The sequence below is a fragment of the Micromonospora sp. 067-2 genome (genome assembly GCF_046549295.1).
In the GTDB taxonomy this organism is placed as follows: domain Bacteria; phylum Actinomycetota; class Actinomycetes; order Mycobacteriales; family Micromonosporaceae; genus Micromonospora.
The window spans coordinates 172,515-185,298 of record NZ_JAJPWB010000002.1 but is presented as its reverse complement, the minus strand read 5'-3'; the positions used below and the strand labels follow the sequence as shown (position 1 = coordinate 185,298).

15 protein-coding genes are annotated in these 12,784 nt (G+C 70.6%); 12 read left to right on the top strand and 3 right to left on the bottom strand.

Annotated features, from left to right (window positions below):
- The first annotated feature begins 354 nt into the window (after positions 1 to 354).
- From ACLJN9_RS04450 to ACLJN9_RS04435, 4 genes are all read left to right on the top strand, one after another.
- Entirely contained in the window at positions 355 to 1,491 is a 1,137-nt protein-coding gene (locus ACLJN9_RS04450; protein ID WP_410809724.1) for a glycoside hydrolase family 19 protein, read from the top strand.
- A gap of 275 nt (positions 1,492 to 1,766) precedes the next feature.
- Positions 1,767 to 1,946: a 50S ribosomal protein L32 gene (rpmF, locus tag ACLJN9_RS04445; RefSeq protein WP_410809723.1), complete on the top strand. Its 180-nt coding sequence runs from the start codon at positions 1,767 to 1,769 to the stop codon at positions 1,944 to 1,946.
- Positions 1,943 to 3,175 carry a GTP-binding protein gene (locus tag ACLJN9_RS04440; RefSeq protein ID WP_410809722.1) on the top strand — a complete coding sequence of 411 codons (1,233 nt, stop codon included), beginning with the start codon at positions 1,943 to 1,945 and terminating at the stop codon, positions 3,173 to 3,175. The genes rpmF and ACLJN9_RS04440 overlap by 4 nt, the downstream gene beginning before the upstream one ends.
- A gap of 271 nt (positions 3,176 to 3,446) precedes the next feature.
- Entirely contained in the window at positions 3,447 to 3,869 is a 423-nt protein-coding gene (locus tag ACLJN9_RS04435) for a Fur family transcriptional regulator (protein ID WP_410809721.1), read from the top strand.
- Positions 3,870 to 3,933: 64 nt separating this feature from the next.
- Here ACLJN9_RS04435 and ACLJN9_RS04430 read toward each other — a convergent pair whose 3' ends face one another.
- The gene (locus tag ACLJN9_RS04430) at positions 3,934 to 4,194 is read right to left on the bottom strand and encodes a type B 50S ribosomal protein L31 (RefSeq protein WP_410809720.1); all 261 of its coding nucleotides are present in this window, start codon (positions 4,192 to 4,194) and stop codon (positions 3,934 to 3,936) included.
- Complete coding sequence (locus tag ACLJN9_RS04425) at positions 4,191 to 5,480, bottom strand: CobW family GTP-binding protein (RefSeq protein WP_410809719.1); 1,290 nt, start codon at positions 5,478 to 5,480, stop codon at positions 4,191 to 4,193. The genes ACLJN9_RS04430 and ACLJN9_RS04425 overlap by 4 nt, the downstream gene beginning before the upstream one ends.
- A 176-nt stretch (positions 5,481 to 5,656) precedes the next feature.
- Here ACLJN9_RS04425 and rpmB point away from each other — a divergent pair, with 176 nt between their 5' ends.
- The 3 genes from rpmB to ACLJN9_RS04410 all read left to right on the top strand — a co-directional run bounded on the left by rpmB (position 5,657) and on the right by ACLJN9_RS04410 (position 6,666).
- Positions 5,657 to 5,893 (top strand): 50S ribosomal protein L28, encoded by a 237-nt coding sequence (gene rpmB, locus ACLJN9_RS04420; protein WP_410809718.1) that lies wholly within the window; start codon positions 5,657 to 5,659, stop codon positions 5,891 to 5,893.
- Entirely contained in the window at positions 5,893 to 6,060 is a 168-nt protein-coding gene (rpmG, locus tag ACLJN9_RS04415) for a 50S ribosomal protein L33 (RefSeq protein WP_410809717.1), read from the top strand. The genes rpmB and rpmG overlap by 1 nt, the downstream gene beginning before the upstream one ends.
- Before the next feature lie 195 nt (positions 6,061 to 6,255).
- Positions 6,256 to 6,666 carry a Fur family transcriptional regulator gene (locus ACLJN9_RS04410; RefSeq protein ID WP_410809716.1) on the top strand — a complete coding sequence of 137 codons (411 nt, stop codon included), beginning with the start codon at positions 6,256 to 6,258 and terminating at the stop codon, positions 6,664 to 6,666.
- Positions 6,667 to 6,725: 59 nt separating this feature from the next.
- Here ACLJN9_RS04410 and ACLJN9_RS04405 read toward each other — a convergent pair whose 3' ends face one another.
- The gene (locus ACLJN9_RS04405; RefSeq protein ID WP_410809715.1) at positions 6,726 to 7,385 is read right to left on the bottom strand and encodes an alpha/beta hydrolase; all 660 of its coding nucleotides are present in this window, start codon (positions 7,383 to 7,385) and stop codon (positions 6,726 to 6,728) included.
- A 39-nt stretch (positions 7,386 to 7,424) separates the two neighbouring features.
- Here ACLJN9_RS04405 and ACLJN9_RS04400 point away from each other — a divergent pair, with 39 nt between their 5' ends.
- The 5 genes from ACLJN9_RS04400 to ACLJN9_RS04380 are packed head-to-tail and all read left to right on the top strand — an operon-like array spanning position 7,425 to position 12,781.
- Complete coding sequence (locus ACLJN9_RS04400) at positions 7,425 to 8,663, top strand: NAD(P)/FAD-dependent oxidoreductase (protein WP_410809714.1); 1,239 nt, start codon at positions 7,425 to 7,427, stop codon at positions 8,661 to 8,663.
- Between the two features lie 32 nt (positions 8,664 to 8,695).
- Positions 8,696 to 9,418 (top strand): DUF1365 domain-containing protein, encoded by a 723-nt coding sequence (locus ACLJN9_RS04395; protein ID WP_410809713.1) that lies wholly within the window; start codon positions 8,696 to 8,698, stop codon positions 9,416 to 9,418.
- Complete coding sequence (locus tag ACLJN9_RS04390) at positions 9,415 to 10,686, top strand: class I SAM-dependent methyltransferase (protein WP_410809712.1); 1,272 nt, start codon at positions 9,415 to 9,417, stop codon at positions 10,684 to 10,686. Before ACLJN9_RS04395 ends, ACLJN9_RS04390 begins: the two co-directional genes overlap by 4 nt.
- On the top strand, positions 10,683 to 11,981 hold the full coding sequence (locus ACLJN9_RS04385; RefSeq protein ID WP_410809711.1) for a class I SAM-dependent methyltransferase: 1,299 nt from the start codon (positions 10,683 to 10,685) through the stop codon (positions 11,979 to 11,981). The genes ACLJN9_RS04390 and ACLJN9_RS04385 overlap by 4 nt, the downstream gene beginning before the upstream one ends.
- The gene (locus ACLJN9_RS04380; RefSeq protein ID WP_410809710.1) at positions 11,978 to 12,781 is read left to right on the top strand and encodes a DUF1295 domain-containing protein; all 804 of its coding nucleotides are present in this window, start codon (positions 11,978 to 11,980) and stop codon (positions 12,779 to 12,781) included. Before ACLJN9_RS04385 ends, ACLJN9_RS04380 begins: the two co-directional genes overlap by 4 nt.
- Positions 12,782 to 12,784: the final 3 nt, after the last annotated feature.

Here is a 12,784-nt window from a genome sequence, read left to right as displayed (position 1 = left end):
CCATCGCCGCGGCGTCGGCGGCAAGGGTACCGACGGCCAGTGCGCCGAAGTCGCCCGCTGCAGCGAGGTAGCCGAGCGCGTGCCCGGCCTCGTCGGAGTACCGGTCGGCGACGTCTCGGCGGCCCTGAAACGACGCGGAGTACCCGAGGGTTGCGCTGACGCGTGCCGCCCGGCATGGGGGTTGACCAGGCCTAATGCCCACTGAAAAGAAGGCTTACAAATATCGAGATACTTAGGTACGGTGATGGCCCGAGCGCCCGCTCGGCGCGCTCGCCCGTTGGGCTCCCGACGTGAGCGCAAGGCCCACCACCTGCGGTGCCACCCTCGCACCGGTACGAATTGGATGGATCCGAGATGACACTTTCGACCGTTCGCCGGCCTCGGGTCCGGCTCTGGGCCGCACTGGCCGTCCTGGTTGCCACGGGCGGTTTTGTGACCGCGACGGGTCAGGCGGCCTCGGCTGCCGCCACCGGTGTCATCAGCGGGCTGGCCGGCAAATGTATCGGTGCCGCGGGCGGTAGAACCGCCAACGGCACGGCAATCGACCTCTACTCGTGCGTCGGCGACTCCACGCAGCAGTGGACGCTTCCGGGGGACGGCACCATCCGTACCGCCGGCAAGTGCATGGACGTGGCAGGTGCCGGAACGGCGGACGGCACGAAGGTGCAGCTCTGGGACTGCAACGGCACGGCCGCGCAGCAATGGACCTACACCAGTAGCCGGGATCTGGTGAATCCGCGAGCGAACAAGTGCCTCGATCTCACCGGCGGGTCGTCGGCGGACCTGACCGTGACCCAGATCTGGACCTGCACCGGCGGCCCCAACCAGAAGTGGAACGTGCCCGGCGCCGGCAATCCGCCGCCCGCACCCGGTGGCTTCGTGGTGAGCGAGGCGCAGTTCAACCAGATGTTCCCCAACCGCAACGGTTTCTACTCCTACAGCGGACTGGTTGCCGCACTGAGCGCGTACCCACAGTTCGCCTCGACCGGCAGCGACACGGTGCGCCGGCAGGAAGCCGCCGCGTTCCTGGCCAACGTGAACCACGAGACCGGCGGCCTCATCTACGTCGTCGAGCAGAACACCGCCAACTACCCGCACTACTGCGACTGGGGCCAGCCGTACGGGTGCCCGGCCGGGCAGGCCGCCTACTACGGGCGTGGTCCGATCCAGCTGTCGTGGAACTTCAACTACAAGGCCGCCGGAGACGCCCTGGGCATCGACCTGCTGGGTAACCCGTGGCTGGTGCAGAACGACAGCGCGGTGGCGTGGAAGACCGGCCTCTGGTTCTGGATGACCTCGACCGGCGCGGGTCGGATGACTGCCCACAACGCGATGGTCAACGGCTCCGGGTTCGGCGAGACCATCCGCACCATCAACGGCAGCCTCGAGTGCAACGGCGCCAACCCTGGGCAGGTCCAGAGCCGCGTCGACGCCTACCAGCGATTCACCCAGATCCTCGGCGCTCCCGCCGGCAACAACCTGTACTGCTGACGCTCTGCCTCCGCTCGCGGCGCCGGCTCGGGCGGTGCAACTGGTCGGCCGTCGCCAAGGCTCGGCGGTCGACCGGACAGCCGACCTCGACCGGCTCCGCCCAGAGCTCCACCTGCGCCCGACGACTCGGCCGAGGGCCAGGTCGGCGGCTCCTCCGTCACATCCCCTGCCCGGGGCGAACGAGCTTGCCGACCTCCTCTGATGCGTGGGCCGCTAAGCATAACGAAAACCGATATCGTTAAGCTCTGGCGTGACCCCTCGAGAAGGAGAGCCTTGTGGCCGTACCCAAGCGGAAGATGTCGCGGTCGAACACCCGGCACCGGCGGGCCCAGTGGAAGGCGAGCCTGCCGCAGTTGACGCCGTGTCCGTGCCCGCGCAAGGAATTGGTGGCGCCGCACCGGGCCTGCGCGCACTGTGGGTTGTACAAGGGCCGTCAGGTGGTGGATCAGCCGTGACGGGCCGACTGCCGGTGACGGTGTTGTCCGGCTTCCTCGGCGCGGGCAAGACCAGCCTGCTCAACCACGTGCTGGCCAACCGGGACGGGCTGCGGGTGGCGGTGATCGTCAATGACATGAGCGCCGTCAACATCGACGCCGCGCTGGTCCGCGACGGCGGCGCGCTGTCGCGGACCGAGGAGCGGCTGGTCGAGCTGACCAACGGATGCATCTGTTGCACGCTGCGCGACGACCTGCTCGACGAGGTGGCCCGGCTGGCTCGGCAGGGCCGCTTCGACTACCTGCTGATCGAGTCGAGCGGCATCTCCGAGCCGATGCCGGTAGCCGCCACCTTTGCCTTCGGCGTGGAGGACGGGCAGGTGCTCGACGACCTGGCCCGCCTGGACACCACCGTCACCGTCGTGGACGCGGCGGGCCTGCTAAGCATGATCGAGGCGGGGGAGACCCTCCAGGGGCGGGGGCTCGCCGCCTACGAGGGGGACGACCGTGGCATCGCCGATCTGCTGGTCGACCAGATCGAGTTCGCCGACGTGCTCGTGGTGAACAAGACCGACCTGGTCACCGCGGCCGACCTGGCGGTGGTGCAGGCGCTGCTCACCCGCCTCAACCCGGCCGCCCGACAGGTCCCTGCCGTGCACGGCCGGGTTGCTCCTGCGGAGATCCTGCACACCGGGCGCTTCGACCTGGAGCGCGCGGAGACCGCGCCCGGCTGGGTCGCCGAGCTCAACGGCGGGCACGTGCCGGAGACCGAGGAGTACGGCATCTCCAGCATCGTGTTCCGCGACCACCGTCCGTTGCACCCGCAGCGGCTGTGGGACCTGCTCGCCAGAGGGCTGGACGCCTTCGGCGTGGTGCGCTCGAAGGGGTTCCTGTGGCTGGCCAGCCGTCCGGACGTGCAGGCGCTGTGGTCACAGGCTGGCCCGTCGGGACGCTGCGACCCGGTAGGCGTGCCCGTCGCGGTGTCGGGCGAGTGGCCGGAGGATCCCGACGAGCGGGCCGAGTTGGAGTCCCGCTGGCATCCCGTCTTCGGTGACCGCCAGCAGGAACTCGTGCTCATCGGTGTCGGCCTGCACGGCGAGGGCCTGCGGGAAGCTCTCGTCGCCTGCCTGCTCACCGACACCGAGATCGCCGCGGGGGAGGCGGCCTGGCGTGCGCTGCCGGACCCGTTTCCCGCCTGGGACCTCGGCGACCTGACCGACCACCACCACGCCGACCAGGTTCCAGCCTGACGATGTAGCTGGCGGTCTGACCCTCACCACTGCGATCCGAGCCCCGTCACAACGCCGCGGCCAGCACCGCGCACCCGGGGATCCGTCGTGGCGATCTTGGGCGAGATACGTACGATGGGGACGACCGCACCTCCTCGACGGGTGCTCGGCACCCCTCCCCTGACAGGCCGGACGGACGCAGCGAGAGGGTGCTCCCATCGACGCACAACGGCCTCACCGCGGAGATCGGTGAGATCGAACGCGGCCGGCAACATCGAAGGATGCGACCACCTTGACTCAGGCGATACCAAACGTGACTCGCAACACCCGTCAGCGTGGTGAGGTGCTGGCACTACTGCGCGAGGTCGAGGGGTTCCATTCGGCGCAGCACCTGCACCAGATGCTGATGGACCGGAAGGCCGGTGTCGGCCTCACCACCGTGTACCGGACTCTGCAGCTGCTGGTCGAGGCCGGCGAGGTCGACTCCACTCGGCTGCCCGGCGGCGAGCAGCTGTTCCGCCGTTGCAGCCAGAGCACACACCATCATCATCTGGTCTGCCGTGACTGCGGACGCACGGTGGAGGTCGCCGGGCCCGCCGTGGAGCGGTGGGCCGACCAGGTGGCTGCCCGGCACGGCTTCACCGACGTCGCACACACCCTGGAGATCTTCGGCATCTGCGCGGAGTGCTCGCCGACAGTGGGTCGGGACGGCTAGACGGCACCGGTGTGAGCCGGTCGGTGACCGCATGGGCGTCCGCGCCGACGGCTCAGCTGAGGTCTCATCTGCCCTGGGTTCCGCGCCGGGCGTATTTCTGACGGAACTTCTCCACCCGGCCGGCGGTGTCGAGCAGGCGCTGCCTGCCGGTCCAGAAGGGGTGGCTGGCCGACGAGATCTGGACGTCGATGACGGGATAGGTGGCACCGTCGGTCCACTCGACGGTCTGGTCACTGGTGACGGTGGAGCGGGTGAGGAAGGCGAAGTCGGCGCTCTTGTCGCGGTAGACGACGGGTCGGTACTCGGGGTGGATTCCGGGCTTCATGCGGGTCGATCTCCTTCGGTGTCGGTCAGCTCCTGCACCCCGAGGGGGAAGCAGCCAGCGAACGGGTCGTGGTAGGTCCGCCAGATCTCCTCGCCGTCGGCGAGTTCGGCGTCGGCCAACAGGCAGCCGGAAAGGGTGCGGTGCAACGCGACGGGGTCGACGTCGAGGCCGATGAAGACCAGGTGCTGGTGCCGGTCGCCGTAGTAGGGATCCCATTCCAGGGCCGCGGCGAGCCGACGCTGATCACAGACGTGTTTCCACCGGTCCTCAGGCAGGCTGACCAGCCAGTGTCCGAGGGAGCCCATGGCCAGACCGTTACCGGCGAACTCCCAGGCCACCACCGTGTCGGGTTGGCTGGCCAGCCAGAGGTGGCCCCGGGAGCGGATCACCTCGGCGTTGACCTCCTCCAGTGCGTCGTGCAAGCGCTGCGGGTGAAACGGGCGGCGGGCACGGAAGACGGCGGAGACGACTCCGCAGTCGGGCTCCGGCTCGTGCGTGCCCAGCGTGTAACCCTGCAGACCGCGGGCGAGCACCCCGGGAGTCTCCGGCCGATGCCGATGGTTGTGGCGCAGCTGACGGGTCAGTTCGGTGGCGTCGACGAGGTCGCCGTCGACCCGGATGTGTGCCGCCCACGGCGCCAGGCGCTGCAGCAGAATCGCGACTCTGCTGGTGTCGAAGGCGCCGTCCCGGGACTGCCCCCACAGCACCAGGGTGTCGGCGTACTCGATCTGGCGGACCACGACGTCGGCGAGCGCGCGGTGGTCGTCCTCGGCGGCCTGGATACCGAGCGCGGTGAGGTCATCGGTGCTGGCCAGGCCGTCGAGCAGGTGTTCGGCGTCGAGGACGGTGACGTAGGAGTCGATGCGGATGAGTTCGCTGATCGGCGCGCCGTCGACGAGGCAGTGCGCGCAGGCGGCGGCGACCGCCTCAGGTTCCACCACCTCCGGCAGCATCAGCACCAGGTCCCGCCCGGGGTGACCGCGGGCGAGCCGGACGAGGGTGGGCAGCATGTCCTCCCGCATGGTGCAGGAGACGCAGCCGTGCCTCAGCTCGACCTGCTCGTCCTCGACGATGCGGACGTCGTCTCGGACCACCCGACGCACGACGCCGTCGCGGATCCCGGCGAGGTCGTGCCGCACCAGCAGTAGCGACGGGTCGGCGGTGAGCAGCGCACGGGCGGCGGCTGCGGTCGCCGCCGGCCAGAACCCGGACAGCACGGTCAGTGACGGCCGGGTGTCGGCGTCGGCTGTCACGAGGTGGGTCGGGGCCCGGGGTGGCGACGACATCGGATTCCTCTCGACTTTACTGAAAACGATTGTCATTCTAACCATACCGGCCGCACCCCGGTGTCGACCGCCTCGTCGAGGTCGTCGGCCGCCCCGTGGGGACCTGCGCGATCGGCTGGTGCAAGAATGAAAACCGTTATCGTTACCGTTGTCGAGTTGAGTGAGGAGTCATCACTGTGTCCAGACGTTGTGACGTGACCGGCGCGAAGCCGAGCTTCGGCAATGCCGTCTCGCATTCCCACCGGCGCACCCGACGCCGCTGGAACCCCAACCTGCAGAGCCACCGCTACTGGCTGCCCTCGGAGCGCCGTTGGGTGCGCCTGACGCTGACCGCGAAGGCACTGAAGACAGTGGATCGCAAGGGCATCGACAAGGTGGTCGCCGAGCTGCGTGGCCGCGGGGTGACCGTCTGATGGCCCGCCAGACCGACGTGCGTCCGATCGTTCGGCTGCGCAGCACCGCTGGCACCGGCTACACGTATGTGACCCGCAAGAACCGCCGCAACGACCCTGATCGTCTCGTGTTGCGCAAGTACGACCCGGTCGCGCGCCGGCACGTCGAGTTCCGCGAGGCGCGCTGACCCTGACCGTGACCACGATCCAGTTAGTGGCCGACACGCGCCACTAACTTGAATACGGTTATGATTTCTATTATCGTTGCGCCGATCCGTCGTGGAGCGTGGTACCTCCGGTGGGCGGATCAGGGCCGCGTGGCGGCCTCGGCGACGGGGCCGCCACGTCGGAGCCCGGCAAGCGGTGAAGGGAGCGCCGGACAGATGGGTGGAATTCTTCCCGGCGCGGGCGCGGGTCGGAACACTCATCAGCGTGCCGAGGTGATGGCGCTGTTGGAGGAGTCCGACGAGTTTCGCAGCGCGCAGCGGCTCTTCGCTGACCTGCGCGCCCGGGGTGTCGCCGTCGGTCTGACCACGGTCTACCGGGCCCTGCAGACGCTGGTCGACGCGGGCGAGGTGGACAGCATGCGGCTGGCCAGCGGTGAGCAGCTGTTCCGGCGGTGCAGCCGGACACACCATCACCACCTCGTCTGCCGGCAGTGCGCCCGTACCGTCGAGATCACCGGTCCGACGGTCGAGGCGTGGGCCCGGCGCACCGCCGGACGGCACGGCTTCACCGACGTCAATCACACGCTGGAGATCTTCGGCACCTGTGCCACCTGCGCAGTCGACTGACGTCCGGGATGCCGGTCGTCGCCGCCCGGACCGGCGCGGCGAGCCTTCCGGTGGGGTCGTCAGGGGACGCGCAGCACGGTCCCCACGAAGGCGATCACCAGATCGGTCCAGACGCCCGGCCGGCGCAGCATGGCGTGGCCGTCGTTCGGCACCGGCACGTACCTGGTACCCAACGCGGCCGCATATCGGGCCGACGCCTCCGGGTCCGTCGTACGGTCGCGGTCGCCGTGCGCGATCAGCACGGGCAGTCCCCTGGGTACGCGGACCGGCTCGCCCGCCTCGATCCACGGCGCGAGGGCGCACACCCCGGCGACGTCGGGCGAGTCGCCGACCCGCAGTGCGACCCGGCCGCCCATCGAGTGCCCGACGAGCACGATCGGTGCGCCCGGATGATCGCGGTGGGCCCGCGCCAGCGCCCAGCGCGCATCCTCGACCGGATGCCGGTACGGCTCGTTCCAGCCCCGGTAGCGGTACCGCAACCGCCACACGGCGATGCCGCGGCCGCCGGTGGTCTCGGAGACGGCATGGGCGAACGGCAGCATCCGCAGGTAGGCCAGGCCGCGTGGGGACGGTGCCATGCTGGCGGCCCTACCGCCGTGCAGCAGCAGGACGATGCCCTGCACATTCGTGGACGGGCCGTCGATCGCGAGTCGGGGAGCGGGCGTCATGGTGGTGATTCGCCGCGGTGACCCGTCCCGGCTGGGTGAGATGTAGATCATAGTCCCGTCCTCACCCGTGGCCTGCTCCGAATCGCCTTCATGAAATCCGTGGCAGTCATCGGATCCGGTGTCGCTGGCCTCACCGCCGCCTACGTGCTGCGCGACGGCTGGGACGTGACGCTCTTCGAGGCTGACGACCGGCTGGGCGGGCACGCGCACACCCACGACGTGGACGACGGCACGGGCGTCGTGGCCGTCGACTCCGGGTTCATCGTGCACAACCGGCGCACGTACCCGCTGCTGCTTCGGCTTTTCGCCGAGTTGGGCGTGCCGACGCAGGAGACCGAGATGAGCATGTCGGTGCGCTGCCTGGGCTGCGGACTGCAGTACGCGGGCGCCAAGGGCATCCGCGGGCTGTTCGCACAACCGCCGACGCCGAGCTATCTGACGACCCTCGCGCAGGTCCCGCGCTTCCACCGGCGGGCGCACGCGCTGCTGGCCGGCGACGCCAACCCGACGCTGGGGGAGTTCCTCGCCGCCGGGCGGTACACGCCCCATTTCGTCCGGCACTTCGTCGTCCCGCTCGTCTCCGCCGTCTGGTCGTGTGGGCCGGAGGTCGTCGCCGACTACCCGGCCCGCTACCTGTTCACCTTCCTCGCCCATCACGGCATGCTCTCGGTGACCGGCTCGCCCACCTGGCGGACCGTGGTGGGTGGCTCACGCACGTACGTCGACCTGCTCGCCAAGGAGCTGACCCGGATCCGTACGACCACTCCGGTCCGTGCCGTGACCCGTGGCGTGGACGGGGTGCGCGTCCGCGACGAGGCCGACGACGAGCACCGTTTCGACGCGGTCGTGTTGGCCACGCACGCCGACGACGCCCTGGCACTGCTCGCCGATCCGACCGCGAGGGAACGGGCGGTGCTCGGTGCCTTCCGCTACTCCCGCAACGACACCGTCCTGCACACCGACGCCTCCGTCCTGCCCACCCGGCCGGCCGCGCAGGCCAGCTGGAACTACCTGCTGCCCGGATGCGGTGCGGACAGTGGGCCGGCGCGCGTGACGTACGACATGAACCGGTTGCAGCGTTTCGACGCCCAGCGCCGGTACCTGGTCACGCTCAACGGCGGCGACCGCATACCGGAGGAGACGGTGCTGGCTCGGATGCGGTACGCGCACCCGATCTACACGCCGGACGTGATCGCCGCGCAGGAGGGCCTGCCCGGTCTGCACGACGGGGTGACGGCGTTCGCGGGCGCGTACCACGGCTGGGGTTTCCACGAGGATGGCTGCCGGTCCGGGGTCGCGGCCGCCCGTTCGCTGGGCGTCGAGTGGTGAGCGCAGCGCAGCCCCGCAGTCGCGAACGAAAGGTGAGGGCGGCGCTGTATCCGTGCGTCGTCCGGCACACCCGGACCGCGCCGCTGCGGCACGCGTTCGTCTACCGCACCTACCAGTGGCTCGTCGACCTCGACGACCTGCCCCGTCTGCCCGGGCCACTGGCGTGGCTCGGTCGGTTCGAGGCGCGGGACCATCTCGGTGACCCGAACGCGACGATCCGCGCCAACCTGGACGCCTTCCTGGCCCGGCGCGGTGTGCTGGCGGACGGCCGGGTCGTCATGCTGACCAACGCCCGGGCCTTCGGCCACGCCTTCAACCCGCTGAGCGTCTACTGGTGCCACGACCGGTCCGACCGGGTCGTGGCCGTCGTCGCCGAGGTGCACAACACCTATGGCGAGCGGCACTGTTACCTGCTCACGCCGGACGACGACGGCCACGCCGAAACCACCAAGGCGTTCTACGTCTCGCCGTTCTTCGGCACGGGCGGCCGGTACCGGATGCGGCTGCCGGAACCGGGTGACGGCCTGGCGCTCGCCATCACGCTCTACCGAGATCGCGTGCCGGTGTTCGTGGCCACCCTGCGCGGAACGCGCCGCGCGGCGACGACCCGTGTCGTCCTCGCCGCCGCGGCGCGTCACCCGTTCGTCACGCTCGCCGTCAGTGCGCGGATCCGGTTGCAGGGCATCCGGCTGTACCTGCGCGGCCTGCCCGTCGCTGCCCGTACCCCACACCGCCCTGAGGAGGACACCCAGTGACATCGACCCTGCCCCGGCCAGCCGTCGGCGTCGACCGGGCCCGCTGGCCCGATGTCGCGGCGGTGGCGAACGCGCCCCTGCGGGGCCGGGTCGCGGCCGCACTGCTGAACCGCGTCGCGGGCCGGCTGCCGTTCCGGGTCCGTCACCCCGACGGTCGGGTGACCGGCGCGCAGGGCCCCACGCTGGTCCTGCACCGGCCGCAGGCACTGCACCAGCGGCTCGGTGCCGCCGGGCTCATCGGCTTCGGCGAGTCGTACCAGGCCGGCGACTGGGACGCCGACGACCTCACCGGCCTGCTCTCCGTGCTCGCCACCGACCTGGCCACCCTGGTCCCACCGCAGCTGCAGTGGCTTCGCCACCTCCACGGCGCGCGGAGCCCGCGAGCCACCCGTAACACCCTGGACGGCTCCCGCCGCAACATCCACCACCACTACGACCTGTCCAACGACCTGTTCGCGCTCTTCCTCGACGACACCATGAGCTACTCGTCGGCACTCTTCGAGGGGGATCCCTCCGCGGCGGGCCTCGCCGACCTGGCACCCGCCCAGCACCGCAAGATCGACCGACTGCTCGACGCGGCGGCAGTCGGCCCGGGCAGCAGGGTGCTGGAGATCGGCACAGGCTGGGGGGAACTGGCGATCCGCGCGGCCCGGCGCGGTGCCCGCGTGGACAGCGTGACCCTCTCCGCCGAGCAGCGGACCCTCGCCCTGCGCCGAGCCGCCGAGGCCGGCGTCGGCGACCGGGTCGACGTCCGGCTCTGCGACTATCGGGAGATCCCGGAGACACCTGGCGGCTACGACGCCATCCTCAGCGTCGAGATGATCGAGGCGGTCGGCGAGCGCTACTGGCCGGAGTACGCCATCACGCTGGACCGGCACCTGGGCCTCGACGGGCGGGCGGGGCTGCAGCTCATCACCATGGCCGACGACCGACTGCGGGCGACCCGGGGCTCGTACACCTGGATCCACAAGTACATCTTTCCCGGCGGCCTGATCCCGTCGGTCGAGGCGATCGAGCGCACGCTCGCCGCCCACACCACCCTCGCGGTGCTCGACCGGTTCGCGTTCGGCGCGCACTACGCGGCCACGCTCCGGCTGTGGCGGGAGCGCTTCACGGACCGGGCCGACCACGTCGCGGCGCTCGGCTTCGACGCGACGTTCCGCCGCACCTGGGAGTTCTACCTCTCGTACTGCGAGGCCGGTTTCCGCACCGGCTACCTCGACGTCCACCAGCTCGTGCTCGGCCGTAACGGAAGAGGATCCCGATGACCACCCTGGAACAGACCGGCGGCACCGTCGCCGACCAGCTCGCCACACTCGTCGCGGGGGTCGCGGGTGGTGCCCTGCCGGTCCGGCTGCGCGCCTGGGACGGCAGCGAGGCCGGTCCGGCCACCGGACCGACCCTGGTCGTCCGGGACCGCATGGCGCTGCGACGGCTGCTGTGGCGTCCCAACGAGCTGGGGCTCGCGCAGGCGTACATCGCCGGCGAGCTCGACGTCGAGGGTGACCTCGCCGACGGGCTGCGCCAGGTCTGGCGGCACGCCCGCGATCGCCACCTCGCCGGTGGTGGCGTGCGGATGGGTACCGCCGACCGGCTGCGCGCGCTGCGGACCGCCGCCCGCCTCGGTGTGCTCGGCCCCCGTCCCGCCGCGCCCGACGCGCAGGCGAAACTCGGCGGCCGTCTGCACACGAAGGAACGGGACCGGGCCGCGATCAGCTACCACTACGACCTGTCCAACGACTTCTACCAGCTACTTCTCGATCCTCAGCTGGCGTACTCGTGCGCGTACTGGACCTCGGCCGCGCCCGACCACGACCTGGCAGCCGCCCAGTACGACAAGCTCGAACTGATCTGTCGCAAGCTCGCGCTGCGACCCGGCATGCGGATGCTCGACGTCGGCTGCGGCTGGGGTTCGCTGACGATCCACGCGGCCCGCCACCACGGCGTACACGTCACCGGAGTCACGCTGTCGGCGCAGCAGCGCGACTTCGCGACAGCCCGCATCGCCGAGCTGGGCCTCGCCGATCGGGCCGAGATCCGGCTGCAGGACTACCGCGACGTCGCCGACGGGCCGTACGACGCCATCGCCACCGTGGAGATGGGCGAGCACGTCGGTGACGGGCAGTACCCGGTGTTCGCCGCCGGACTGCACGACCTGTTGGGCCCGCAGGGCCGGCTGCTCGTCCAGCAGATGTCGCGGGGCCACCACGCCCCCGGCGGTGGCGCGTTCATCGAGTCCTACGTCGCACCCGACATGCACATGCGCCCGGTCGGCGAGACCGTCGCCCTCCTCGAAGCCGCCGGGCTCGAGGTACGCGACGTGCACGCCATGCGCGAGCATTACGTCCGCACCGTGGCTGCCTGGCTGGACACCCTCGAAGAGCGGTGGGACGCGGTCGTCGACCTGGTCGGCGAGCCGGTCGCCCGGGTCTGGCGGCTGTACCTGGTCGGCGGTGCGCTCACCTTCGAGGAGGGACGCATGGGAGTGGACCAGATCCTCGCCGTCCGGCGCACCGCGGACGGCGTCAGCGGCGTGCCGTTGAGCGGCGAGGAGTGGAGGTGACCCCGCTGCTGGTCAATCTGCTCGGCACGGCCGGTGCCGCGCTCGCGGTCGTCCTGGTCGCCTTCGTCGTCGGGGTCGTGACCGGTCAGCACAAGGTCGTCGACGTGGCCTGGGGTGCGGGGTTCGCCGCGGTGGCGATCACCGGGCTGTGGCTGTCGGCCGGGCACGGTGATCCGGCCAACCGCTGGCTGGTCACCGCGCTCACCGTCGTCTGGGGGCTCCGGCTCTCGGTCCACATCGGCCTGCGCGCCCGTGGCACCGGTGAGGACCCCCGCTACGAGGAGATGCTGGCCAGGGCGAAGGGCAGCCGCAACGCGTACGCCTTCCGGATGATCTACCTGTTGCAGGGCGTCACCCTGTGGTTCGTGTCGCTGCCGGTGCAGGTGGCGCAGTACCACGACGGCCCACTGACCGGCTGGGCCGCGATCGGGATCGCCCTGTGGCTGGTCGGGTTCGCCTTCGAGACGATCGGTGACGCGCAACTCGCCCGCTTCCGGGCCGACCCGGCCAGTCACGGGCGGGTCCTCGACACCGGTCTGTGGCGCTACACCCGACACCCGAACTACTTCGGCGACGCCTGCGTCTGGTGGGGTCTCTTCGCCCTCGCCTGCCTGGCCTGGCCCGGTCCACTGACCGTACTGTCCCCGCTGCTGATGACCTACCTGTTGGTCCGCAAGACCGGCAAACCCCTGCTCGAACGGCACCTGGCGCGCACCCGGCCGGGGTACGCCGAATACGTCGCGCGTACCAGCGGCTTCCTTCCGTGGCCGCCGCGGTCCAGCCATTCGAAAGGCCAGTGACTC